Source organism: Mycoplasmatota bacterium (assembly GCA_018394295.1).
GTDB lineage: Bacteria > Bacillota_I > Bacilli_A > Haloplasmatales > Haloplasmataceae > JAENYC01.
In genome coordinates this window covers 2,123,446-2,150,317 of the sequence record CP074573.1, presented here as the reverse complement: position 1 = coordinate 2,150,317, position 26,872 = coordinate 2,123,446, and the positions used below count along the sequence as shown (strand labels likewise).

Genomic DNA, 26,872 nt, shown 5'->3' with positions numbered 1-26,872 from the left:
TCATCAGTTCCTTCTATTTAATTGAGTATTAAAGTATGATAAAATAAGATAATGAAATACAAAAAGGAGTGAGAATATGAAGAAATTAATCTTAATAGATGGAAATAGTTTATTATATAGAGCTTATTATGCAACTGCATATAGTGGATCCTTGATGAAAAATTCTAAAGGACTTCCGACAAATGCGATTTATGCATTTTCTGTTATGATGATGAATATTCTTGATAATTATCAATTTAGTCATATATTAGTAGCTTTTGATGCAGGAAAAACAACTTTTAGACATAAGGAATATAAAGAATATAAAGGGGGAAGAAAACCTACACCATCAGAACTTCTCCAACAAATCCCTATTGCGAAACAATTATTAGATGTTTTAAATGTCAATCGTTACGAACTTGAATTATACGAAGCAGATGATATTATTGGTACTTTATCAAATAAGGCACAAACAAGTGATTTTGATGAAATTGAAATTATTTCAAGTGATAAAGATTTACTTCAACTTATCACAAATAAAACGCATATTAGTTTTACACATAAAGGATTAACTGAAACAGAGGTTTATACAATCGATCATTTGCAAGAAGTTTATGGATTGTCTCCTAGTCAAATTACTGATTTAAAGGGATTAATGGGAGATGCTTCTGATAATATTCCTGGTGTGCCAGGTGTTGGTCAAAAAACTGCGATTAAGTTATTATCTGAATATGATACCGTTGAAAATTTATTAAATCATATCGATGATTTAAAAGGAAAATTAAAAGAAAAAATTGAAAATAATAAGGAGTTAGCTTTATTAAGTAAAAGAATCGCGACTATTAATTTAGATGCTCCAATAGAAGTATCGTTAGAGGATACGATTTATAAAAATTATGATGTTAAAAACCTTATTGATTTTTATCAATCAGTAGAATTTCATTCATTGATTAAAAAAATAAATATGAATCAATCAGTTGAAGAAAAAGCTGAAGATCTTGATTTTACTATTGTAGACAATAAATTTCCTCTAGATTCTATATTATTGGATAACTCCTTTATTATTATTGAAACTTTTGGGCAAAATTATCACAAAAGTGAAATTTTAGGATTAGCACTTATCAATGATAAAGGAAGATTTTATATTCCGTATGATATTATTGAGCAATCTTTAACCGTTGATATGTTTTTAAGAGATGCGTCCATCTCTAAAAATACATTTGATTATAAAAAGACAAAAGTTGCTTTAAAATGGCATGGGTATGATTTGAACGGGGTTAATTATGATCTGTTAACAGCTGCATACATTGTTAATCCTTCGATTTCAAAAGGTGATTTTCGTGTCATTACTTCTTATTTTAATTATAATGATGTCAGCTATGATGATGATATATATGGAAAAAACACAAAATACCATAAACCAGATCAACAAGTGGTGACAACACATGCGATTAAAAAAGCTGTGGCATTAAGAGAATTAAAACAAGTGGTAATTGATCAATTAAAAGAGAATAATCAATTAACATTATATAAAGAATTAGAGTTACCACTATCTGTAATATTAGCGGATATGGAATATGAAGGGATTCATATCGATAGAGACTCATTAGATGAATTAGGGAAAGGTCTTAAAGAAAGAATTTCTGAATTAGAAGAAATCATTTATCAATTAGCTAATAAAAAGTTTAATATAGCTTCTCCTAAACAATTGGGTGAGGTCTTATTTGAAGATTTAAAATTAAAAGTAGTTAAGAAGACAAAAACAGGGTATTCAACGAGCATTGATGTATTAGAAAAGTTAAAAAATGAACATCCGATTATTGAAGAAATTATAGAATATCGTTCGGTAACGAAGTTATTTAATACTTATGTTGAAGGCTTAAAACAAGTAATTTATGATGATGAAAAGGTTCATACCATCTTTAATCAGGCTTTAACCGCAACAGGAAGATTATCTTCAACTGAACCAAATATTCAAAATATTCCGATTCGTACGGAAGAAGGTAGAAAAATCAGAAAATCTTTTGTTCCTACTAAAGATAGTGATTATATTTTATCTGCTGATTATTCGCAAATAGAACTTCGTATTTTAGCACATATTTCTAATGCGGAAAATTTAATAGATGCTTTTATCCATGATTTAGATATTCATACGAAAACAGCGATGGATGTATTCGGTGTCAATAAAGAAGAGGTAACTTCACTTATGAGACGACAAGCCAAGGCAGTTAATTTTGGGATAATCTATGGAATTTCTGCATTTGGTTTATCAGAAAATTTAGGCATTCAACCAAAAGAGGCACAAAATTTTATTAACCGATATTTAGAAACCTATCCTGGAATCAAAGAGTTTATGGAAAAAATTGTTCATGAAGCGAAATTGAATGGTTATGTAGAAACATTATTTAATAGACGTCGATATATTCCTGAATTAACCAGCAAAAATTATAATATAAGAATGTTTGGTGAGCGAACAGCGATGAATGCACCAATACAGGGAAGTGCTGCTGATATTATTAAAATAGCGATGATAAATGTTTTTAATCGTCTTGAAAAAGAAAATTTACAATCAAAATTACTTATTCAAGTCCATGATGAACTTATATTTGATGTAAAAAAAGAAGAACTTGAAATAATGAAAAATATCATTAGAGAAGAAATGGAAAATGCGGTATCATTAAAAGTACCACTTAAAGTAGATATTAATTATGGTCATAGTTGGTATGATGCAAAATAAATTGTTAAAAGCACTAGGAATTTTCCTAGTGCTATTTTTAACTATTTAATAAAATAATATAAATCAATAGAATTGATATTAATCAATAGAATTGATATAAATCAATAAAATTGATATTAATTAATAAAAATTAATCTTAATGACAGGTATCGTCATTCTTTTTATTTTTTGTGGTGTATTATGACGATATCTAATGGTAATCATTAGAGAACATAACATAAATGAACTAATGTCAAAAAAATACTTAGGAGGTCAACATGAAACGATTGATTCTTGCATTAGTTATGTTATGTGTGTTTATGATTCAAATGAATCAAGATTTCAATGTTTATGCTGAAAGTTGTGATGGACCACTACAGGTCATAGTTCCACAAGATGATATACGCGTTGAAGTCAATGGGGAAATTCCAGATTATAAAGCAGGTGTGACGGTTTTAGATAGTTGTGGAAATGTTGTTACAGATTACATCTTAACCGTTTTAGATGATTTTGTAGATGTGAATTTAATAGGTGATTATCAGGTCGCTATTTATGCATATGATGGTCACTATTCAGGTGAAAACTTCATCAATATTCATGTACAAGAAGACATTACCCCGCCAGAATTAAGTGTAGCTTATGAAAAATTCATTTTTTTACAAGGGGATGTGTTAGAAGATAGTGATTTCTTAGTGAACGCATACGCATATGATGATAAAGATTTAGACATTACAGAAAATATCGTGGTGGATTATTCTAATATTGATATGGGAACTACTGATCAATATAAGGTTATTTTTGAAGTTTTTGATCAAGCTTCCAATAAAACGACTAAAGAAGTTGATGTAGTTGTACTTGGTGCATTACCTGAACTAATTATCAATGCTAGTTCATTGACTCATGAAGTATATGATGAGCTACCAGACTTTTTACTTGGTGTTAATGGCTATCTATTAGATGATGTTGAAGCAGAGATTAATGTTGATTATGGAAGTGTTAATCCAAATCAAGTCGGAAGTTATGAAATTACTTATACAGCGTCTTTACACAATTTGAAAGAAACGAAAACGGTAATTGTAAATGTTGTAGATAGTACACCACCTGAAATAACAGGGATTCCTAAAGTAAAAATTAAAGAAGGGTTATATTTTAATCCATATAAATATTTAAGTGTTCACGATAATTATAATGCTGCTGATGACATTACCGTTAAAGTTAGTGGGAATTATTCAACAAGAGTTCCTGGTGAGTATATCATAACAGCGGTTGCGATGGATAAAAGTGGTAATCAAAGTGAATTTACTTTTGAGTTAATTGTTGTGGAAGAGGAAAATCATACCGTATTATGGACGACTATCATTCTAGGGGTTGTAATTGTAGGAGCTAGTGGAGCTTTATATTATATACGTAAAAAAAGAGAATATTAAATGATAATTAAAAATCAACCATAACATTTTGATGTGGTTGATTTTTTTATATACAAAACATCCCATTTGAAATAGAGAAGCTGATTCTATATAATAAGAGAAGCGGGAAATTATATTGAACGATTTTTTGCCTTGTTAATATAATAAAAGTGGGTGAAAGAATGCCTGAATTACCAGAAGTAGAAACGGTTAGACAAACATTAAGAAAAAAAATAATAAATAAAAAAATAACTAGTATAGATGTATTATATAATAAAATTATTAAAACAGATATAAATACATTTCAAACAGAACTTGTGAATCAAACCATTCGTGAAATAGACCGTTTTGGAAAATATTTATTAATTCGTTTTGATGATTATTATTTAGTTTCCCATTTCAGAATGGAAGGAAAGTACTTACTTCGTAGAAATGAAGATGAAGTAGAAAAACATTCTCATATAATTTTTCATTTTTCTGATCAAACCGAGTTAAGATATAATGACGTTAGAAAATTTGGAACAATGCATTTAAAAAACATTAACGAAGTATATTTAGGGGAACCTTTAGCTAAACTAGGGTTAGAACCCTTTGATTCTCAATTTAATTTGAATTATTTACAGAAAAAGTTAAATAATAAAAGAACGATAAAAAGTAGTTTGCTTGACCAAACAATTTTGGTTGGATTAGGTAATATTTATGTCAATGAAGTATTATTTTTAGCTAAAATCCATCCAGAAAAGTTATCATATACTTTAAATAATGATGAAATAAAACGGATAATTCAATCAACTATTTCTGTATTAAAAAAAGCGATTGCCTTGGGTGGAAGTACAATTAGATCATACTATAGCGATGATAATATTACAGGACGTTTTCAAAATGAACTGTTTGTTCATCTAAGAAAAGAGGAACCATGTTTAGTGTGTGGGAATAAAGTTCGTAAAATCAAGGTAGCAGGAAGAGGTACTTATTACTGCCCAGTTTGTCAAAAAAAATAAGTTTTGGTTGACAAAGATTTGATGATGTAGTAAAACTAATATGTATCTTTTTAATTGGAGGTCAACATGGCTATTATAATTGGATTAACTGGTGGTATTGCGACTGGAAAGAGTACAATATCAGGTATGTTTATAAAGCAAGGTATACCAGTAATTGATTCAGATTTAATTGCTAAGCAAGTAGTAGAGGTAAATGAACCTGCCTATAAAAAAATTGTTGAATCATTTGGTGAAGATATTTTATTATGCACGGGTCATTTAAATCGTAAAAAAATAGCTACGGTAGTTTTTAATGATGATAAAAAAAGAAAAAAAATAAATAGTATTATACATCCTGAAGTAAAAAAAGTTATCCTTAGTGAGATGAAAAAATATGATGCTTTAGGTAATCCATTCATTGTATTAGATGTACCTCTTCTTTTTGAAAGTGGATTTGATGATTTATGTGATTTTACAGTAGTCGTCTTTACTGATAAAAAAACACAGTATAGTCGTTTAATGATGAGGGATAATTTAACTGAAGAAGAAGCTGGAAAAAGAATTGATGCTCAGTGGGATATTAAAGAAAAATTGCGATTAGCTGATTTTAAAATAGATAATTCCTTATCTATATTAGAAACTAGAAAACAATTTGATATGTTAATGAAAAAATTAATGAAAAAAGAAAACAGGATTAAATAAGTGAATTATATATTATATCGCATAGTATGCGATTTTTTTCTTTTAGTGAAAATAAAGAAATTACAAAAAAAAGAGAATTAAGTTTGAGTATTTTTGATTTTTCTTGTAAAATAAAAGAATAGATATAAACTAATAGAGGTGATAAAAATGGGATTTTTTGATTTTTTAATTAAAGATATTGAAACAAATGATACTAAACCTAACAAAGATCTACAAACACATTATTATAAATGTGAGTACCGTGAAGCGAAAGAAGCTTTATTACGTTATTTGAAAAAAAATAATTATGAGGTATCAAATATTGATGATAAATATGGTGAAATATTTGTTGAAACACCATCTTTTCATATGATTTTTTCGATTAGAAAAGCTGGTATTTTAAATGTATCAATTGATATTAAGGTTAATGTTTATCGATTAATTGGTGGTTATAAACCACATAAGTTAATTAAAGAGGCTTATAAGTATTTAGATAAAGAAATTCCTTTTATGGGTATTGGATTACAGATTAATTAAATGATAGATTTTTAGGGAAGTGACGTTATGGAATTATCTGTTCATGTGAATGATAAATTAAAACTCTACCGTAAGACTTATTTGTCAAGTTATCATCATGAAGTGGTAAATTTGTTGTATCAACCAGTGATGGGGATTGAAGCAAGTAGTCTTTATTTTACCTTATGGGATTTTGTGAATATAGAAAAAGGAGAACTAATTATCTCACATCGACAATTACTCACTTTCTTCAATTGGAGTTTAGAGAAATTAATACAGGTACGAGAAAAATTAGAAGCAATTGGATTATTAACTATCTATTATCATCAAAATGAAGGTTATTATATATATGAATTAAAACAGCCTTTAAATGCAAAACAATTTTTTTTAGATAGTAATTTAAATGTTCATTTGTTGTATCAAGTAGGTGATAATCTGTATGAATATCTTGAAAAGAAGTTTATGATTAGGCCTTTAGAAAAATCACTTGTCAATATAACAAGAAATTTTCATGATATTTATCAAATTATTGATGGTGTTAAAACCATTGATGAAGATAAACAATATGTCACATCAACAGTGAATCATTTTTCTGTACCGTTGAATTATGATTTTGATTTTGAATTATTTTCTCTATTCGTAAATCGAAGTTTTGTTAATACTGACTTAATGACAAATAGTGTAAAAGAGGCCATTGTTAAAGAAGCTGCTCTTTATCAATTTGATGCTTTAATGATGAGTAAAATAGTGTTAGCTTGTGTTAATGACCATGAAATTGATTTAGATTGTTTACATAAAACAACACGTGAGTTTTATAAACGTTTAAAGACAAAGTCATCTTTGACAGAACATATGAAACCGGCAATGACTGAAAAAGAATTTTCTTTATATATGAATAAAAAACGTTTAACAGGTAAAGAAAAAGCAATAAAAAATTATAAAACAAAAACACCACAAGAGTGGTTAAGCCAACTTCAAGGAAATACAGAAGTTCCTAGTAGTATGCTAGAAGTGGTTAAAGCTTTATGGGATAATTATAAATTACCTAGTGAAGTAATTAATGTGTTGATTGAGTTTGTTAGAATTCGAAATGATGGTAGGCTTCCATTAGAATATACAAAAACAATTGCTTCGACTTGGGCTTTTAATCAAGTTTCCACAGCTGAGGCTGCAATGGAAATGGTTGAGAAGATTCAAAACAAGGAAAAAGAATATACAAAACGGGGAGAAGTTGCTCCTACATATCGATATAAAAAACCAAAACGAGTGGAGACAGAACCTGTTTGGATGAAAGAACATCAAGAATACTCTAATTCACAAAAAGATAAGCAAAGTGATGAATCTGTTGATATTGATGAGTTGAAAAAATTGCTCGAATCTTTTAAATGATAGATAGGTGATATGGTGAAAGAAATAGGGAAATTAATTAATCTTGATACTGATATTAATCAAAAAGTAGAAGTCATTAAAAAACAAGTTTTAAGTAATCAAAAATTATTATCATATTGTAAGAAGCATAAGATTGAATTAACTGATATTAAAATAAATAATAGTTTAATGAATTTACTTAATTTTTCTGAAAATCATGAAAAATGTTTAAATTGTACAGGACTAGATAATTGTCAACAATTAAATCTTGGGTTTCAGCCGATTTTAAAAGATTATCAAACGTTTGTAAATATTCAGTATATCGCATGTCATTATCAAAAAGCATATGATGCACAGGTTGAAATTACAAACCATTTAAAATGTTTTCATATGCCTAAAAAGATTTTAAGTGCTAGTTTAGATCACATTGATTTAAATAGTAGTCGAGCTAAATCGGTTAGTCGATTAGCTACATTTGCGAAAAGTTATACGCCAGAGAAGTTTCAAAAAGGAGTTTTTTTAACCGGTGCTTTTGGGATTGGAAAGACTTATCTATTAGCTGCTATGGCCAATGCACTCGCTAAACGTCATATTCAAGTAGCACTTGTTTATTTACCTGATATGATTCGTGAGTTAAAAAGTGCAATTGGTAAAAATAATTTAGAATATTTAATGAGTGAAATTAAAAATGTTCAAGTTTTAATTTTAGACGATATTGGTTCTGAAATGAATACACAATGGGTTCGTGATGAAATATTAGGTCCAATTTTACAATATCGTATGTTAGAAGAGTTGCCTACCTTCTTTTCTTCAAATAAAACCATTAAAGAGCTAATTACTGATTATGCGACTACGAATGATCATGTTGTTAGTGTGTCAAAAGCAGAGCGAATAGGTGATAGGATTAAGGCATTAGCAGATGAAATTGTACTAACTGGAAAAAATTATCGATATTAATTCATATAAGTCTTGATTTTTCATATAATAAGAGATATAATCATGTTTAATAAAAAAAGTATTGATAAGGACACGATTAATGTAAGAAACATAATAGAGAAGAAATCCTTGGCTGTAAGATTTCAATGTTATTAGATTAATTACTCCCTTTGAACTGGATTCGAAAGAAATTCCCGTAAGTCGCGTTAAGACTAGAGATAAACAATTTATGATTTAAGAATCATAGGATTGTTTATAAATTAAGGTGGTACCACGAGTAACTCGTCCTTTGGGATGTGTTACTTTTTTTTATTTTAGGAGGCCTAGGATGAAGAAAAAATTTTGGATAGCTATTCTTATTGGGTTATTAATTTTATTTATTACCAATACCCTTATCAACTGTATTAAACCTTATATGAAGGGTGTATCTAATGACGTATGGAATTCATTGGGAATATCATTCGGGTTAGCATATTTAATTACTTACAATTTAGAATATAAAGAAGAAAATGGGAAACTTCGAACGCAAAGAGTTGTAACTTATTTATATTCAGTGGTCATCATATTTTTAATCTATTTAGGAATTAGTTATGTGTGGTAAAAATAATTTTTATTATAATGGAGGTTAAATAAATGGAAAAAATAAAAATATCATTTCCTGATGGAAATAGTAGAGAATATGACAAGTTAGTGACATTAAGTGATATTGCGGGGTCTATATCACCAGGTTTACGTAAAAAGAGTGTTGCAGGTTATGTCAATGAGGTGTTATATGACGTTAATCGTCCAATTGAGGAAGATGCAACGGTTCGTTTAATCACAAAGAATGATAAAGAAGCTTTTCAGATTTTAAATCATTCAGGGGCACATTTACTTGCTCATGCAGTGAAACGATTGTTTAAAGACGCTAAATTTGGCGTGGGTCCTGCGATTGAAGAAGGATTCTATTATGATATTGATGCTGTGATAACAGAAGATGATCTTCCAAAAATTGAAAAAGAGATGAAAAAGATTATTTCAGAAGCAATTGAAATTAATAGAAAAGTAGTAACTCGTGATGAAGCAAAAGCTTTATTTAAAGATGAACCTTATAAATTAGAATTAATTGATGCAATTCCAGAAGGAGAAGCCATTTCTTTATATAGTCAAGATGATTTTGTTGATTTATGTGAAGGGGTTCATGTAGGTAATACAAAAAATATTAAGTTCTTTAAGTTATTATCTTTAGCAGGTGCTTATTGGCGTGGTAAATCAGAAAATCCAATGTTAACACGTATCTATGGAACCGCTCATTTTACTGATCAATCCTTAAAAGATTATCTGCAAATTCTAAAAGAAAGAAAAGAACGTGATCATAGAAAATTAGGGAAAGAGTTAGAATTATTTACTTTTTCAAAAATTGTTGGTCAAGGATTACCGATATGGTTACCTAATGGAGCTAAATTACGACAACAAATTGAACGTTATATCATTGATATAGAAGAAGAATATGGCTATCAACATGTTTATTCACCTGTATTAGGTTCTGTAGATTTATATAAAACATCAGGTCATTGGTCACATTATCGTGAAGATATGTTTGTTCCGATGGAAATGGATAATGAATCATTAGTATTACGTCCGATGAGTTGTCCACATCATATGGTGATTTATAAGAGTAAATTACGTTCTTATCGTGATTTACCGATCAAATTAGCTGAACAGGTTGTCCAACATCGTTATGAAGCCAGTGGTGCTTTAACTGGATTAGAACGGGTGCGAATGATGACATTAACTGATTCACATATGTTTGTTAGACCAGATCAAATAGAAGGTACTTTTAGTGATGCATTAGAATTAATTAAACGTGTCTTAAATGATTTCCAAGTAGAAATTAGCTATTATCGTCTATCCTTAAGAGATCCTGAAAATAAAGAAAAGTATTTTGATGATGATAAGATGTGGCAAAACGCTGAAGATATGCTCCGTAATGCCTTGAAATTAAATAAAATTGATTTTATTGAAGCTGTTGGTGAAGCTGCATTCTATGGTCCAAAATTAGATATTCAAATTAAAACAGCATTAGGGCACGATATTACGCTTGCAACAATTCAATTAGATTTCTTACTTCCTGAAAGATTTGAATTAGAGTATGTGAATGAGCAAGGTGGTAAATCTAGACCAGTTGTCATTCATCGTGGATTAATAGGAACTTATGAACGTTTTGTGGCATTATTAATTGAACAATATAAAGGTGCCTTCCCATTATGGTTAGCGCCAAAACAAGTGGATATTATTCCTGTTAATTTAGATTTACATAGTGATTATGCAAAATTAGTGGAGAAATCACTTCGCAAACATAAAATACGTTGTGAACTTGATGTGCGTGAAGAGAAAATGGGGTATAAAATACGTGAATCACAAGTAAAAAAAGTACCATTTTCAATTGTTTTAGGTGACAAGGAAAAAGAAAATAATGAAGTTACTTTCCGCCGTTACGGTGAACAAAAATCAAATACTATTTCCTTAGATGATTTCATTAAATTATTAAATGATGAGGTTGTTAATAAATCAGCTAATAGATAATAAAATATTTAAATATTAATAATATTTAAAAAAATTGTTAATATAATAGTGTTATGAGAAACAAATGACACATTTATTTATAAAAAATATTGACAAATGAAGATTGAACACGTATAATAATAATGTTGAATTTGTGGAAAGAAGAAGTACCCACTTCTCACCTGATTGATTTAAATTGATAGGTTGATGTCACATAATATATATATGTATATATTTAGTGGGTACTGTTGTACCCACTTTTTGTTAGTTAAAAAATTTGGAGGTGTTTTTATCGGCACAATTAACCATGGTATCCGTAGGGATAAAAATGAAACTTTAGTCAATGAGGCTATAAGATTCAAAGAAGTTCGTTTAATTGATGTAGACGGAGAACAATTAGGGATAGTGACTAGTCGTGATGCACAACGTAGAGCGCGTGATAAAGAATTGGACTTAGTTTGTGTAGCACCTAAGGCAAAACCACCTGTTTGCCGTATCATGAATTACGGAAAATATCGATATGAGCAACAACGTCATGAACGTGAAGCTAAGAAAAATCAAAAAATTATTGAAGTCAAAGAAATACGTATGACACCAGTGATTGATACACATGACTTTGAAACTAAAGTAAGAAATGCTCGTAAATTTTTGGAAAAAAGTGCAAAAGTGATTGTTTCCGTTCGCTTTAGAGGTCGTATGATTACTTATACTGAACAAGGTAGAAAAGTCTTACGTAAATTTGCATCAGCATGTGAAGATATCGCTAAAGTAGAAACAGAGTCTAGATTAGAAAATAGACAATTATCAATTACTTTAGCCCCAATTGATAAAAAGAATAAGTAAGATATTAAAGGAGTTGAAAAATTATGCCAAAAATGAAAACTCATCGTGGAGCAGCTAAACGTTGTAAACGTACAGGTTCTGGGAAGTTATCACGTCATCATGCTTACACTTCACATCTAGCTCCAAGAAAAACAACAAAACAAAAACGTCATTTGAAAAAAGGAACATTAGTATCTAGTTCTGACTACAAACGCGTTAAAAATCTATTAGTTTATAAGGATTAATCGTTAGTAAAATTAATAAGGAGGTGTTACTATGCCACGTGTAAAAGGTGGATATGTAACGAGAAGACGTCGTAAACGTACGTTAAAATTAGCAAAAGGATATTTTGGATCTAAACATATTTTATATAAAACAGCTCATGAACAAGTCATGAAATCATTATCATATGCTTATCGTGATCGTAAGCAAACAAAACGTAATTTCCGTAAATTATGGATTACGCGTATTAATGCAGCATGTCGTATGCAACAAGTTTCATACTCAAAATTCATGCATGGATTAAAAATTGCGAATATTGATGTAAACCGTAAGGTTTTAGCTGATTTAGCTGTTAATGATTTAAATGGATTTAATAAATTAATTGAAGTTGCAAAAGATGCTTTAGTTAATCCAAATAAATATCAAACAGAAACAGTTGTAGCTGTTAAAGAACCTAAAAAAGAAGTTAAAGAAGTTAAAGAAGTAAAAAAAGTAAAAGAAGTTAAAGAAGTTAAAGAAGTAAAAGAAGAAGCACCTAAAAAAGAGGAAAAAGTAGTAGAAGTTAAAGAAACTAAAAAAGAAGAAACTAAAACTTCAGAAACAGCTGAAGAATTAGCGAAGTTAACAGTTGCTAAATTAAAAGAAATCGCAAAAGAACGTGGAATTGCGATTCCAAGTGGTTCACGTAAAGCAGCAATCGTTGAATTATTATCTAGTAAGTAAAAAAACGCGTTATGCGTTTTTTTTTATGCAACGAAAGGTTGCTTGATATGGTAGTTTTTTATGATAAAATGAAATTAGAGTTAAGGGAGATGATAGTTATGATTGATTTAAAGGTTATCGGGCAAGTTATTACTATTCACAGAGAAAGAAACCTTATGACACAACTTGACTTAGCAGACCGTTTATATGTGACACGTCAGGCGGTATCTAAGTGGGAAACTGGTAAATCAATTCCAAGTATTGAAATGATGGTTGAATTAACTAAAATATTTAATATAACTATTGATGATTTGCTTTATGGACAAAAGTCAGTTAAGGATGATTTCTCTTATCTCCTTAACTGTTATCCAAGGGAATATGTCATTAACCAGTTAATACAAGGTAATTTAGAGGTAAAAATAGAAAAGGTACTGTATTTACTCAGTCCTGAAGAAAGAATGGTTGTAATTACTCATATAATAAAAAATACAATTAAAGTAGATTTAGTATCTATATTACCCTATTTAACTTTGGATGAAAGAATGCGTATTATTAGTGCTTTCAAGGATCAATTTAAGAGAAATTTGTATTTTGTATTATCATTTAATGAAAAAAAATTTTTGGAGGGAAAAAATGAAAGTAAAAAAAATGTTACCATATTTAGATGATGAAAGTTTAGAGAAGTTAGTTAATTTAATTCTTGAGGGAAAAGAAAATGATGTTTCTTTAAATGAAGTTATTCCTTTTTTAGAAGAAGAGAGTATAAATGAATTATACAATCGATATATTAATAAAGAAATAACATTTGATATGTCAAGTTTACTCCCATTTTTAGAGGATGAAATCATTAAAGACTTATATCAAAAGATTATTGCTGGTGAAGTGGAAGATATTAAAGAAGAAGAAGTTTTACCATACTTAGACGACGATGTTATTAAAGAATTATTTAATGAATATGTAGCATCAAAAATGTAGGAAACTTTATCACAATATAAACGGCTAAAACATTATGGTTTTAGTCGTTTTTTCTCAATTATATTTTGAATTTTTAGATAAATTAGGGTATAATGAAAAAAAGAATTATTACCATTATTTATTGAATTACTTAAAATATATTAACCTTCCTTGTTATTTCTAATATGATATAATAGGTATTTAAACAAAAAAAATATATGAATATGTATAGTTTTTCGCCAAAATAATACATAATTATATAGTACAATAGACTAGACAACAAAATTAAACGAAAATTTGGGGTGAATTTAATGCAGGATGTTAAAGTTGGGGAAATATGGACCTTTTTAGTACCATTGACAAATGACAATACTAAATATAAAGCAAGACCTGTTTTAATTGTAAGTGTCAATGAAGATTTTGTTCATTATGAGAGTATTAATTATGTTGTTATTAGTTCAACTTCAGTTCAAGAAAAATTTGATGTAGTTATACGTGATGACATTGCTTCTAAAATTGGTTTGCAATCTAAGTCAATTATAAAAACTACGAATATCTATACTGAAAATAAAACATCTTTAGGAAATAAAATTGGAGAGTTACCTAAAAATATTTTAAAACAATTTAAGAAAAGATATCAATGTTTTCAAGAATATATTTTTAGTAATCTTAAGTAAAATATTTTTCTTGTAGTAAATATTTTACTATTTTTTTAATTAAAAAGTGTTAATAAATGAATACTAAAAGTGTTCAGATAACACTTTTTTTATTTTATTTGTGAAAGTGTGTAAATCGTGTTATTAGAATTTATTTTGTGATATAATAAAAAAAAAGAGATAAAGGAGTGAAATACTTTGAAAATTTTCATTGACACAGCTAATGTAGAAGAAATTAAGAAAGCAAGTGAATTAGGTGTTGTAAAAGGTGTTACAACTAATCCGTCATTAATCGCTAAAGAGGGTAGAGATTTAAAAGAAGTTATTAATGAAATTTGTGAGATTGTAGATGGTCCAATTAGTTGTGAAGTATTGAGTTTAGATAGTGAGGGGATGGTTAAAGAAGGTAGAGAATTTGCCAAACTTCATAAAAATATTGTGATTAAAATACCTATGACAAAAGAAGGGTTAAAAGCAGTTAGTGTTTTATCTAAAGATAAGATTAAAACGAATGTTACTTTAATTTTTTCAGCTTCTCAAGCATTGCTTGCTAGTCTTGCTGGTGCTACTTATGTATCACCATTTATTGGACGATTAGATGATATTTCTATGGATGGATATCAATTAATTCATGATATCGTTACGATATTTGATATCCATAATATTGATACTGAAATTATTGCTGCAAGTATACGTCATACCATGCATGTTGTAGAAGCTGCGAAATTAGGTGCCCATATTGCAACTGTTCCATATAAAATTATTGAACAAATGACTAAACATCCTTTAACAGACAAAGGAATTGAAAAATTCATGCAAGACTGGGATAAGACTTTTTCAAAATAAAATGAATGAGGATATAGATTAAAAAGAAGCATTTATTAATGTTTGTTAATAAATGCTTCTTTTTTATTTAATATATTGTTTATCTAATTCAGGAACTATTCCTAAAACTGGTGCATTCAAGTATTTTTCTACATCATTTTCATTTTTAATCGTTCTATCTAAGAACTCTTTTAATATAACTAAACCAACAGATATCATTAAACCAAGTACAAATCCAATGACGATGTTTAATTTAAGATTAGGACTAACAGGGCTTTCATTGGGAATTGCTTCATCAAGTAAACTTAAGGTATTTATTTTAACTTGATTTCTAACTTCATTCATAAAAACACTGGCTACTTTGTTTGCTACTGTTGATGCTAAATCTGGATCTGATAAGGTCACTTTAATTGAAATGATATCTGTATCTTGAACAGAGGTCACTTCTATATTATCTTTTAATTGACCATAGGTTAAATCTAAATCTAAATCTCCGATGACTTGTGTTAGTACTTTTCTACTTGTTGCAATGACAGAATAGGTTTTTACTAATTTCTGTGAAGTTTGCAAATCACCTAAATTAACTGATTCTCCATTTTGTACTGCGGTGACACGTAAAGTTGTATCACTTGAATATTTTTTTGTAACACCATAATTTGTATATAATCCTACTACAACGGTTAATGCAATCGTTATAGCTGCTATCAATAAAACATTTTTCCATAACAATGAAAATAAGTCTTGTAAATTAATGGTTGTCTCACTTTGATGCTCATCCATTTTGCAACCTCCTAATAATTATTCAATATCTATTTTAATTCGATTATCATTTGTATCTTTGTTTTTTCCATAACCATATTCATAATACCCATATCTTTTTTGACTGTATTTAACTTTAGTAAGAACCACTCCAAGGATATTAACTCCAACATTTTTTAGTTGATCAATCGTTTTTTTAGCGATATCAATTTTTGTTTTTCCATTTTCAACCACAAAAACAGTTCCATCTGCGATTGTAGAGGTAATTACACCATCTGTAATGATTCCACTTGGAGAAGAATCGATTATAACTTCATCAAAATCTTTTTTCAGAAAATTAATCAATTCTTTTATTTTTTTTGAACTAAGTATTTCTGTTGGATTTATAACCTCAGTTCCTACTGGTATAACATATAATTGATTGATGATATTATTATGTTTAATTAATTGTGTATATTGATTGATATCAATATTTTCTCCATTTTTCATAAAATCGATTAACATATCAGTTATACCTGATTGATTTTTAATAGTAAATGCTCTGTGGATTGATGGGTTACGTAAGTCAAGATCTATTAATAACACACGTTTATTTTTATTTGCTGACATAATTGCCATATTACATGCAGTTGTTGTTTTGGCTTCGTTTGCTACAGTAGATGTTATATTATATACTTTAATTATTTTATCAATTGATGTATATTCTAGATTAGTTCTAATTGAACGATACATTTCAGCATGTATTGAGTTGGGTTCATCTAAAGTGATTAATTTTAACATTGTGGAATTTGCCCCCGGCATATACAACACTCTCCTTTATTTCAATATTACAATTTTATCACATATTGCCATATAAAAAAACACCTAACTAAAAAATCGAAGAAATTTCTTATTAAAAACTTACAACATTTTATCCTATAATTACACGTTGCTTACTTGTTTCAACCTTTTTTATTTGTGATTTAACACTGGGAATGGTAAACGATTAAACATTGTAAAAATTCTTGTTTTATTATATACTATTATTATGGATAAAGTATATCTGGAGGAAAAGTATGATAGAAGAGAAAATAATCACATTAAAGAATCCTCAATCATATTTGAGTGAAATATATCGTAGGGTGCGAACGAATATTGAATTTGCTAGTATTGATACTAAGATAAAAACAGTAAATGTGACCTCGACAAGTGCTGATGAAACTAAGACGACAACTGCTTGTAATTTAGCTGTCATGTATGCGAGTAAGTTTGAAAAAGTTTTATTAGTTGATTCTGATTTACGGAAACCGACGGTTCATCGATTTTTAAATGTTAATAATAGTGTAGGGTTAACCGATTGTATGTTAGCTTATTCTAATCAAAATAGTGATATTAGTAATATAAATTTAAATGACTTTATTAAAAAAATTGAACATCCATCAATGACCCATCCACTTCATGTTATGACCTCTGGAACTAAAATTAACAACGCTGCAGAGTTTTTAGGTTCAAATACATTTAAGTCTTTACTTAGTGTTTTAAAAGATTATTATGATGTGATTATTGTTGATTCAGCACCTAGTGGAATTATTATTGATGGGTTAATTGTGTCTAGTTGTTGTGATGCTACTTTATACATAACCGTATATAATAGTACAAAATTAGATCAAGCAAAACAAGTGATTGATAGTTTAAAAAAAGCTGGTGCAAATGTGATTGGTTCAATTATAGCTAAAACACCAGTTCATAAACGATTGCTTAATCGTTATTATTATAATAATTACTATTACCGTGCTGAAGAGGAGGATGAATAAATTGGACCATGAACAAACAAATACACTTGATTTACAGGAACTAGTAAGTCTATTAATAAAAAACAGTGTAATTATTATCCTTGTTACATTGGTCTTTACTTTAGTAGTAGGTTTTTACACTCATTATGGAATAACACCTAAATATGAGAGTAAAACACTTATTAATGTCTCAAAAAAGGTCAATGAAGAACAAAGTGGTAATTCATCTGATATTTTCCGTTATGGTAGTGAATTAGCTAAACGATACTCAATTATCTCAAAATCTAATACAGTTATTCAAACGGTTCAACTCGAATTGAAGAATAATCATAATTTAGAATTAAGTGAGGATACGATTAAAAATTGTTTTGAAGTCGTATCTGTTAATGATACAGATATCTTACGGATTACCGTGACTTATCCAAATTACCTTACTGCTCAAGATATCGCTAATGCGGTAACTAATGCAAGTATAGATGTTTATGAGGCTACTTATACTGATGCAATTGTGACAAGTATTGATACGGCAGATTTAAATGAAAACCCTGTGTCACCTAATCTTAAATTAAATATTGTTATTGGATTTGTCTTAGGACTATTGGTTTCAGTTGGCTTTGTTTTAATAAAAGAGTTAATGAATCGTAAAATTAAAACAGAAAAAGATATTGAAGAGTATTTGGATATTCCATATTTTGGTTCAATTCCAAATATAACAAAAATAAAATGTGAATAAAAGGTTGGTTTTCAACCTTTTTTATTTGCATGTTAAACGATTTTACAATATAATTAGAGTAATATGTAATAATAGGGCTGATATGTTATGAATGAATTTTTCTACAACATTTCTTTTTTAAAAAAATACGATTTGTTCAAAATAAATATTAATTTAACATATGAAAATTACTTAGTTCCTGTTTTCAACAGAACTTTTAATAATAATAAAGTAGCATTAAAGAATATATATGACCAAATAATTGAATATTTCAATCATACAAACATAAAAATGACAAAAAATGATCTTAAATTATTTTATAATGCATTTAAGGATTTCAATATAAAACTCCCTAACCCAAATAAGATTAACCTATTAGATATAGACTTTCACCCTTCTAATGGGCTATCCCCAAAAGAAATATTGTTTTTAATGTATATCAATCATAAAGGGATTCATTCTAAGAAAGCAAAATATTGGGAAAATGAATATCATCTTGATATTGATAATACAATTGAGAGTTTAATACAATTAGGTTATATAACAACAAGTGATTATTTATTTAACTTAAGTAAAGCGACAAAAAAGGAATTATGTGCACCATTAGATCAAAAAAATATTTCTTATAGTGGGAATAAACCAGATATATTAAAAAAAGTAAAAAATTCGTTTACTGAAACTGAAATAAAAAAATTCTTTACTGGGTTATATTATAAGCAGACAATTAAAGGGGAAGAAATCTCAAATTCTAATCAGTATTTGACTGATTTTCATAAGAGTTATTATCGTTATGCAAATCAGTTAAAAATAGAAGAGTTTTATATATTGAACAAGCGATTTAAAGATTTAGATGCTAAGGATGTGTGTAAAATGATGGTTGAGAAGAAAAATGATGAGATCATTTCTGATTTTGATTGGGACAAGTTTTTAAAAGAAGAAGTTAAAAATGATAATAAAATCAATAATTTTACTGAAGTCATTAACAAATACACAATAAATACTAAAGCAAAATCACAAGAAATATCTGAAAAAGATTTTTTTGATGTCATATTTAAAGGAAATAACAAAGATATGAATATAATTAAACAAGCAGAAGAAAAGAAAACGTATGTGAAACAATATGTAAAAAAAGATTTAGATGAAGCAGAAGAGGCCTTTTTTAAAATAGTTAATAAGGAAAGAAACGAAACACCTAAAAAAGAAACGAAAGAATATAAAATTGATTCAGAAAGCATAGAAGATGAGTTTTTTAAGGTAATTAATAAGAATAGTAAAAAAGTACCGAAGGTTGAAACTAATTCAAACCCTGATGAAGCGTTCTTTAAAGTACTAAATCGAGTAAAAGTCAATGAAGAAAAAAATAAATATGATAAACAAAATGATTTTTATACCGTTAAGAATAGTCTGTTTTTGAGATTATTTCTTTACTCTAGTGTGGTTAGTTTAATTATTATTTATTATTTATACCAATTTGTTTTTAAATAGGGAGGTGTCTATATTGAAAAAGTTAGGATTATTTATAGGATTATTATTATTTACTTTTATCATAAGCATAAATGTATCTGCAGATGATTCTTTGGATAATTTATTGATTGAAGGTTTAGATCAGATTCAAACAGAGTATGAAGCGGGGATTAACCCAAATTCGATTAACTTTGTGAATGGTTTAAGTTTGTATTCCAATTCAGGCACGCTTGCTCCTGATAAATTGCTAGTTGATTATTTAAATGTAGATTTCGATCGGGTAGGAGATTATGAAGTTTATTATTATGTTATTTTTGTGATTGATGACCAAGAGGTTCGATTTGATATTGCTACTCTACCGATTAAAATCGTTGACCATACCAAACCAGTGTTAAGAGGGGTTAAACCTATTTATGTAAAACAGAATACAAACCAAACGATTGATTATTTAGATGGCGTATGGGCATCTGATAATGATAAATCAAGTCCATTAGATATTAAGGTGTTTAATCATGCTGTTGATTTAACTAAAGTAGGAATATATAATATCAGTTATTATGCAGTAGATAAATCTGGTAATGAATCTTTAGCAAGTACATCATTAGTTGTTCAAAATGAAAGAATAGATGTAAATAAACCAGAGATTACAGTCAATAAAAGTGAATTCAACATTAAGTCAAATGAACAAAATGCTGAAATAATTTATATGAATTCTGTTGCGGCATCTGATGGAGAAGTTGATTTAACTGATTTTGTTCAATATGATGATAGTGGTGTTGATTATCAAACTATAGGTCAATATGAAGTGGTCTTTATGGTGTTTGATGATGATGGTAATTTTACAAAAGAAGTGGTACCTGTTAATATTGTTGAAGATAATGATCCCCCTTATTTTATAAATTTAGATGATACTTATGACTTAACCATTAATACCTATGATTTGAAAAACGGAATTATAGCTAATGATGATGTCTGTGGTGATATGTCTAATCAAATTAAAGTTACAATAGGGACTGATTTTGATTCTAATAAAGAAGGCTATTATAATGTTGTTTATTCAGTTAGTGATTTAAATGGTAATGAAACTTCAAAAACAGTAATTGTTCACGTTTATGATAATTTAGCACCAGTTATTACAGTTACAAGTTCATCACTCTATCTTAAACTGAATGATAATTTAGATATAGATGATAAGATAAGTGTTACAGATAATGTAGATTCATTTGTTAATTATGTGCTTCTCGATAATAATTTAGATGCGACAAAGGTAGGAACTTATTTGATTGAAGTTAGTGCTACTGATGCACATGGTAATGAAGCAATTAAAAAAATAACAGTTTATGTTTATGACCCAGAATCAAAAGAATTATACGAAAATCCAATTGTTTTAGGATCTCTTGTGGCAATAGGTGTATCAGCTGTTGTCACTTTCATAGGCTATTCAATTAGTAAGAAAAATAGGAAAAAGAGAAGAAGAAGATAAGAAATGACTGTCAATTTGACAGTCTTTTTTTTCTTTATATTTTCTGGATTTCAGTTTCTAAATATTTTCTATCCCATAAGGTGATATTACAGGCATTAGCTAATCGCTTTGCTTCTTCAGTAAAATATTGATTGGTGATAACATAACCTCCATGTAGAGAGTAGGTTGGAATTCCTGCGACAATCTCTTTAATCGCATGTTGGTTAATATTATTTTTATTTCTTTTTGCTTGAATGCCGAATCTTAAACTATTTTTTTCTAAAATGATATCAACACCTTTATCATGTGATTTCATAATAGATAATATTTTATATCCTTTTCTATTTAAAAGTTCTGCAAGATAATATTGAAACTCATAACCAGACATTTTATCTATTGTGTCCATTGTAATCTTATTAAATGGGATACTTGTTAAATCATCAAATTTGATTTCATTGGTCGGTTCAATTCTATATTGATGTTTAAAGAAACGTTTCGCGAGTAATCCTTTTTCTTTTAGTTTATCTTTATCCCATAACATGATGTTATTAATTTCTGCAAGTTTAGTCGCATCAGGTGTGAAAGAACCATTTGTGATGATTATTCCTTTTTTTAGTTCATTGATAGTTAATCCTAATTTCAAATCTTGAATTACTTCACTTTTCAATTTTTCATCTAACTCACTTCTATAGACGACCTGTATACCAAAGGAACTATCATTTGATGAAACAATATAATCAATATAGTTGTTTATTGGTTTATTAATCTTATCATAACCTAGTGATTTTAATAAATCAGAAACAAAAATCATAAATCGATCTTTTGATTTCATTTCGTTTATTACCTCAATGGTTTCTATTTCTTTTATTAACTCATCCGAAGTATGAAATAAATGTTTTTTAAACAGATGATATTTTCTGTCTTTATAGGCCTCATCTAAAGAATTATAGATGGTATTTAAACAAGTATAATAATCATTATTTTCTTTATATGCACCGTATTTCATCAAAAAATAGGTAAACATTGTTAAATCTTTTGAGTTTTTATCAATATGTAAATAATCTAGTGAAACGTATTTTAAGAGGACATCATTCATAATGCTTAAATCAACACTTTTAAATTCATCGCCATATTTCTCTTTAAATAAATCTGCATAATAATGAATTGAGGATTGTTTAATTAGTTCCCAGGTAAAGTAGAGAATAAATTTATCACCTGTTAGTTTTAGTTTTTCTGATAAAATGGTTGATAAATGATTTAGTTCTTGATCGTAATGTTCATTTATGGCTTTATGTTTTTCTAACATTTTATTTATCGTAACTATTTTTTCTTCATTCACATCTTTTTTTATTATGGTTTCTACATTATTTATGAAATCAGACGCTTGATAAACGATATTAATAAAAGTATCTTCTTTATGACTAAGGGTTAAATGTTTATAGATAATAGTATACTTCTTTCTAAGATATAGTTCGAAGTATAAGCAATCATTAAAACAATTAGTCGGTGGAGCAAATTTCTTGAAATAGTTTTGAATGATATTATTAACTTCTAAATCATTTAAAGCATCGTTAAATAATGTATGAATTTTTTCTTCATATTCTTTTATTTTATAGTAACGATAAAGGATATAAGCAAAAATAAGTGAATAAATGGACGCTCTAATAAAGCTAGAATAGAAACCTAAAAATTCTAAGTAGATTAGCCCAAATAATAAGGATAAAGAAATCCTAATTAATACATCATAATGACCAATTATCCATAAAAATAAAATTCCAAATGGTGGATATACCACGAGTAAAAACCAAGTTAATAGAGGTTGAACATAAAATTTAGCTTCTGTTTCTTGCATCTAATAGCCTTCTTTCTTAAATAATATTTTTCCAAATATTAAAAAGGTTATTCATTGAATTAATAATAAAACATATTTAGATTATTCATGAAAGTGAATTAAAAAATAAGGTAATTAATTAAGTAAGTTACACAAAGATGTATAATAAATTAACTCCATATGTTTATAATTGCGAATGATTTAAGGAAGATACACATTTAATTTATCTAATAGATAAATTGATAAATTAATAAACTATTTGACTATTTAATTAAAAAAATATGATTATATATCATATTTATAACCTTTTATTGATTTATTCGACACGATATGGTAATATTTGACTATAAAAGACAAATTTTGAGGTGGAAAGATGGCGAAAAAGGAAAGAGGTTATAAAATCGGGATTGATCTTGGTACAGCAAATACATTAGTTTATTTGAATGGTCAAGGGTTAATCTTTAATGAGCCTTCATGTGTAGCTTTTGATAGAAGAAGCAATGAATGTATTGCAGTTGGACAAAAAGCAAAAAACATGTTAGGTAGAGAGCATCAATTAATTAGAGTAGTAAAACCGTTAGAAGGTGGCGTTGTTGCTGACTTAGATGCAACAAAAGCATTATTAGAATTTGTTTTTGAACAAATGGCTCATATTAATATCGAATTTGGTAAAACTACACTTCTTATTTGTTGTCCTTCAGAAGTATCTCAGATTGAAAGGGTTGCATTATTGGAGTTGTCTGAAAAATTAGGAGTTAAGGATGTCTTTATTGAAGAAGAAGTTAAAGCTGGTGCTATTGGTGCTGGTCTTGATATCTTTGCGCCAAAAGGGACAATGGTTATTGATATTGGTGGAGGATCTACTGATATTGGTGTATTAGCACTAGGTGATTTAGTAGTATCTGAATCAATACGTGTAGCTGGTAATTATATAGACCAAGCAATTATCAAATTTGTTAAACTAAAATATGGTATGGCAATTGGTACAAGAACAGCAGAAAGTATTAAAAAAACACTAGGAACATTAAAAGAAGATTTAGTTGATGAAAAAGAATACATTTATGCAGGAAGAGACATCGTTTCAGGACTGCCTAAACGTATGATTATTAAACAATCAGAAGTAAGAAACCTTATGATAAAAGCATTTGATAGTGTTGCTATCGTAGCAAAAAAAGTGCTAGAACAAACACCACCAGAACTAGCATCAGACATCTTCGAAGGTGAAATTGTGGTAAACGGTGGTGGCGCATTAATTCCGGGTATTAAAGAGTTTTTTGAAGACAGACTACATCTAAAAGTGAGAGTCTCAGAAAACGCATTAACTGCTATTGTTGATGGTACTAAATACTTACTTCAAAATCGTGGTAATTACTTAGTTAAACCACTAGATTAAAAAACATGTTTGAATAAATAATTTTATAGGAGGAGAGAGTTTATGATAGATAATAAAATTGGCATAGGAATTGACTTAGGTACAACTAACCTATTAGTCTACGTACAAGGACATGGTATTATCTTTAATGAACCATCTGTCGTCGCATTCGATATTGAAACAGGTGAAGTCATCGCTGGTGGTGAAGATGCCTGTTCTATGATTGGGAAAACCCATCAAAAAATCAGAGTTAGCCGTCCATTACGTGAAGGCGTTATTTCAGATATGGATGCAGCTAAAGCATTATTAAGATATGTTTTCAAGCGTATTCAAAATGTTAAAAATCTTCAAAGTGCAAAATGTTTAATATGCTGTCCATCAGAAGTTACTCAAATTGAACGTGAAGCAATGCGTGAACTTGCAATCCAAATGGGAATTACTGATGTATTCATTGAAGAAGAGGTTAAATCAGGTGCCATTGGATCTGGTATTGATATTTACACAGCTAACGCTTCTATGGTAATTGACATTGGTGGTGGAACAACTGATGTTGGTGTCTTATCACTAGGAGATGTTGTGTTATCTCAATCTATTCGTATTGCAGGAAATTATATTGATCAACAAATAATTAAATATGTTCATAAGACGCATAATTTAGTTATTGGTCAAAAAACAGCTGAAAGAGCTAAAATTGAAATCGCTACTCTATTAGATAATGACGAAAAATTTACAAGAGTATCAGGTAGAGATTTAGTAACAGGTTTACCTTCAGCAACAAAAATTTCATCTAAAGAAATGCGTAAATTATTGCTGCCTATTTTTGATGAAATTGTGAATGTTGTATACTCTGTACTAGAACAAACACCTCCTGAATTATCAGCTGACATAGTTGACAATGGAATTATTATTAATGGTGGTGGTGCATTAATACCTGGTGTTAAAGAATATGTTGAAGAAATGGTTAATTTACCAGTAAAAATATCCGATACACCATTAATAGATGTAGTAGAAGGAACTAAAGTTCTACTTAAAAACCGTGGAAGTTATTTAATTAATCCAACAGATTAATTTTCAAAATAAAAAAGAGTTAATTTAATTATAGAAAGAGGTGGTTGTATGGAAAAAAGTATTTTGAAAATAGGAATTGATTTAGGAACATCAAATACTTTAATCTACTCGAGTGGTCGTGGTGTTGTTTATAACGAACCTACTGTTGTCGCATTTGATAAAAATACTGGTAAAATCATTGCGGTTGGAACTGAAGCAAAAGTGATGTTGGGAAAAACACATGACAAAATCAATGTGGTTCGACCAATTGAGCAAGGTGTAATTGCTGATAAAGATTCAACGATTAAAATGCTTGATTATATATTAGAACATAATGTGAAACAGTTTGAAAACATTAACCCTAAAAAAACAGTTGTATTAGTTTGTTGTCATTCAGATCTATCAAGTATTGAAAGAAAAGCTTTAAAGGATATTATTACAGATTTTGGTTTGGATAATGTATTTGTGCAAGAAGAAGTTAAAGCAGGTGCTATTGGAGCGGGAATTGACATTTATACACCTGAAGGCTCTATGATTATTGATATCGGTGGTGGATCTACTGATGTTGGTGTATTAGCGCTAGGTGATATTGTTGTTTCAAAGTCAATTAAAGTTGCAGGAAATTATTTTGATAAAGAGATTAAAAAATATATTAAGAAAAAACATAATTTTGAAATTGGATTATTAACCGCAGAACAAGTAAAAATTGCTTTAGCAACATTAAGAGATGAACTGAAAGAAGAAAAAGAAATTTCTGTAGCAGGTAGAGATTTAAAACGTGGATTACCATCTCGTATTGTCATCAAACAATCAGAAGTTAGAGACGTATTAAAACGTTGTTTAGGTTCGATTGCTAATCAAATCTTGAAAGTACTAGAAGTAACTCCACCTGAAATTGCTGCTGATATTATAGATAGTGGCGTTATCTTAAACGGTGGCGGTGCTTTAATTGATGGATTAAGTGAATATTTAGAAGATTTATGTCAATTAGATATTAAAATTTCTCCTGAACCTCTTACAGCAATTGTTAAAGGTACAAAGGATTTATTGAAAAATAGAGGAGATTATTTAGTTGCCCCTAGTGATTAATCTAACTTGAAAAAAATCGTCTTAAAAGACGATTTTTTGAATAAAAATTGATCAAAA

Annotated in this window: 26 protein-coding genes and 1 other annotated feature; of the genes, 23 read left to right on the top strand and 3 right to left on the bottom strand. The window is 28.5% G+C overall.

Features of this window, described 5'->3' with window-relative positions; all coding sequences use genetic code 11:
- The first annotated feature begins 76 nt into the window (after positions 1 to 76).
- From polA to fsa, 16 genes are all read left to right on the top strand, one after another.
- The gene (gene polA, locus KHQ81_09880; protein ID QVK17196.1) at positions 77 to 2,716 is read left to right on the top strand and encodes a DNA polymerase I; all 2,640 of its coding nucleotides are present in this window, start codon (positions 77 to 79) and stop codon (positions 2,714 to 2,716) included.
- A gap of 257 nt (positions 2,717 to 2,973) precedes the next feature.
- Positions 2,974 to 4,122 carry a hypothetical protein gene (locus KHQ81_09875; GenBank protein ID QVK17195.1) on the top strand — a complete coding sequence of 383 codons (1,149 nt, stop codon included), beginning with the start codon at positions 2,974 to 2,976 and terminating at the stop codon, positions 4,120 to 4,122.
- Positions 4,123 to 4,283: 161 nt separating this feature from the next.
- Positions 4,284 to 5,102: a DNA-formamidopyrimidine glycosylase gene (mutM, locus tag KHQ81_09870; GenBank protein QVK17194.1), complete on the top strand. Its 819-nt coding sequence runs from the start codon at positions 4,284 to 4,286 to the stop codon at positions 5,100 to 5,102.
- A gap of 66 nt (positions 5,103 to 5,168) precedes the next feature.
- Positions 5,169 to 5,783, top strand: a complete 615-nt coding sequence (gene coaE, locus KHQ81_09865; GenBank protein QVK17193.1) for a dephospho-CoA kinase — start codon at positions 5,169 to 5,171, stop codon at positions 5,781 to 5,783.
- Positions 5,784 to 5,930: 147 nt separating this feature from the next.
- On the top strand, positions 5,931 to 6,299 hold the full coding sequence (locus KHQ81_09860; GenBank protein ID QVK17192.1) for a hypothetical protein: 369 nt from the start codon (positions 5,931 to 5,933) through the stop codon (positions 6,297 to 6,299).
- 27 nt (positions 6,300 to 6,326) lie between these two features.
- A complete protein-coding gene (locus tag KHQ81_09855) occupies positions 6,327 to 7,667 on the top strand; it encodes a DnaD domain protein (protein QVK17191.1) in 1,341 nt (446 codons plus the stop codon).
- A gap of 15 nt (positions 7,668 to 7,682) precedes the next feature.
- Complete coding sequence (gene dnaI / locus KHQ81_09850) at positions 7,683 to 8,603, top strand: primosomal protein DnaI (GenBank protein ID QVK17190.1); 921 nt, start codon at positions 7,683 to 7,685, stop codon at positions 8,601 to 8,603.
- Positions 8,604 to 8,910: 307 nt separating this feature from the next.
- Positions 8,911 to 9,183 (top strand): hypothetical protein, encoded by a 273-nt coding sequence (locus KHQ81_09845; GenBank protein ID QVK17189.1) that lies wholly within the window; start codon positions 8,911 to 8,913, stop codon positions 9,181 to 9,183.
- Positions 9,184 to 9,215: 32 nt separating this feature from the next.
- Positions 9,216 to 11,147, top strand: a complete 1,932-nt coding sequence (thrS, locus tag KHQ81_09840; protein ID QVK17188.1) for a threonine--tRNA ligase — start codon at positions 9,216 to 9,218, stop codon at positions 11,145 to 11,147.
- 132 nt (positions 11,148 to 11,279) lie between these two features.
- Positions 11,280 to 11,398: a sequence feature (ribosomal protein L20 leader region), on the top strand.
- On the top strand, positions 11,352 to 11,969 hold the full coding sequence (gene infC / locus KHQ81_09835) for a translation initiation factor IF-3 (GenBank protein ID QVK19612.1): 618 nt from the start codon (positions 11,352 to 11,354) through the stop codon (positions 11,967 to 11,969). (Overlaps the previous feature by 47 nt.)
- A 23-nt stretch (positions 11,970 to 11,992) precedes the next feature.
- A complete protein-coding gene (gene rpmI, locus KHQ81_09830) occupies positions 11,993 to 12,193 on the top strand; it encodes a 50S ribosomal protein L35 (GenBank protein QVK17187.1) in 201 nt (66 codons plus the stop codon).
- 31 nt (positions 12,194 to 12,224) lie between these two features.
- Positions 12,225 to 12,893, top strand: a complete 669-nt coding sequence (rplT, locus tag KHQ81_09825; GenBank protein QVK17186.1) for a 50S ribosomal protein L20 — start codon at positions 12,225 to 12,227, stop codon at positions 12,891 to 12,893.
- 98 nt (positions 12,894 to 12,991) lie between these two features.
- Positions 12,992 to 13,540 (top strand): helix-turn-helix transcriptional regulator, encoded by a 549-nt coding sequence (locus KHQ81_09820; protein ID QVK17185.1) that lies wholly within the window; start codon positions 12,992 to 12,994, stop codon positions 13,538 to 13,540.
- Positions 13,506 to 13,847 (top strand): hypothetical protein, encoded by a 342-nt coding sequence (locus tag KHQ81_09815; protein ID QVK17184.1) that lies wholly within the window; start codon positions 13,506 to 13,508, stop codon positions 13,845 to 13,847. Before KHQ81_09820 ends, KHQ81_09815 begins: the two co-directional genes overlap by 35 nt.
- A 290-nt stretch (positions 13,848 to 14,137) precedes the next feature.
- Entirely contained in the window at positions 14,138 to 14,503 is a 366-nt protein-coding gene (locus KHQ81_09810) for a type II toxin-antitoxin system PemK/MazF family toxin (protein QVK17183.1), read from the top strand.
- Positions 14,504 to 14,680: 177 nt separating this feature from the next.
- A complete protein-coding gene (gene fsa, locus KHQ81_09805) occupies positions 14,681 to 15,328 on the top strand; it encodes a fructose-6-phosphate aldolase (GenBank protein ID QVK17182.1) in 648 nt (215 codons plus the stop codon).
- A 63-nt stretch (positions 15,329 to 15,391) separates the two neighbouring features.
- Here fsa and KHQ81_09800 read toward each other — a convergent pair whose 3' ends face one another.
- Together KHQ81_09800 and KHQ81_09795 are read right to left on the bottom strand one after the other, a co-directional pair.
- A complete protein-coding gene (locus KHQ81_09800; protein ID QVK17181.1) occupies positions 15,392 to 16,087 on the bottom strand; it encodes a hypothetical protein in 696 nt (231 codons plus the stop codon).
- Positions 16,088 to 16,105: 18 nt separating this feature from the next.
- Positions 16,106 to 16,846, bottom strand: coding sequence for a CpsD/CapB family tyrosine-protein kinase (locus tag KHQ81_09795; GenBank protein QVK17180.1), 741 nt, complete (start codon positions 16,844 to 16,846; stop codon positions 16,106 to 16,108).
- Between the two features lie 275 nt (positions 16,847 to 17,121).
- Here KHQ81_09795 and KHQ81_09790 point away from each other — a divergent pair, with 275 nt between their 5' ends.
- From KHQ81_09790 to KHQ81_09775, 4 genes are all read left to right on the top strand, one after another.
- Positions 17,122 to 17,859, top strand: coding sequence for a CpsD/CapB family tyrosine-protein kinase (locus KHQ81_09790; GenBank protein ID QVK17179.1), 738 nt, complete (start codon positions 17,122 to 17,124; stop codon positions 17,857 to 17,859).
- On the top strand, positions 17,852 to 18,571 hold the full coding sequence (locus KHQ81_09785) for a hypothetical protein (protein ID QVK17178.1): 720 nt from the start codon (positions 17,852 to 17,854) through the stop codon (positions 18,569 to 18,571). The genes KHQ81_09790 and KHQ81_09785 overlap by 8 nt, the downstream gene beginning before the upstream one ends.
- Positions 18,572 to 18,658: 87 nt before the next feature.
- Positions 18,659 to 20,035 (top strand): hypothetical protein, encoded by a 1,377-nt coding sequence (locus tag KHQ81_09780; GenBank protein QVK17177.1) that lies wholly within the window; start codon positions 18,659 to 18,661, stop codon positions 20,033 to 20,035.
- A gap of 13 nt (positions 20,036 to 20,048) precedes the next feature.
- Positions 20,049 to 21,497 carry a hypothetical protein gene (locus KHQ81_09775; GenBank protein QVK17176.1) on the top strand — a complete coding sequence of 483 codons (1,449 nt, stop codon included), beginning with the start codon at positions 20,049 to 20,051 and terminating at the stop codon, positions 21,495 to 21,497.
- Positions 21,498 to 21,531: 34 nt separating this feature from the next.
- On the opposite strand, the gene KHQ81_09770 is transcribed toward KHQ81_09775, so the two are convergent.
- Positions 21,532 to 23,328, bottom strand: a complete 1,797-nt coding sequence (locus tag KHQ81_09770; GenBank protein QVK17175.1) for a restriction endonuclease — start codon at positions 23,326 to 23,328, stop codon at positions 21,532 to 21,534.
- Positions 23,329 to 23,680: 352 nt separating this feature from the next.
- Between KHQ81_09770 and KHQ81_09765 the strand changes: the two genes are divergently transcribed.
- From KHQ81_09765 to KHQ81_09755, 3 genes are read left to right on the top strand one after another with little or no spacing between them, the layout of a single operon-like run.
- Entirely contained in the window at positions 23,681 to 24,700 is a 1,020-nt protein-coding gene (locus KHQ81_09765; GenBank protein QVK17174.1) for a rod shape-determining protein, read from the top strand.
- Between the two features lie 42 nt (positions 24,701 to 24,742).
- Positions 24,743 to 25,747, top strand: coding sequence for a rod shape-determining protein (locus tag KHQ81_09760; protein ID QVK17173.1), 1,005 nt, complete (start codon positions 24,743 to 24,745; stop codon positions 25,745 to 25,747).
- A gap of 48 nt (positions 25,748 to 25,795) precedes the next feature.
- Entirely contained in the window at positions 25,796 to 26,815 is a 1,020-nt protein-coding gene (locus KHQ81_09755) for a rod shape-determining protein (GenBank protein QVK17172.1), read from the top strand.
- The last annotated feature ends 57 nt before the right edge of the window (positions 26,816 to 26,872 follow it).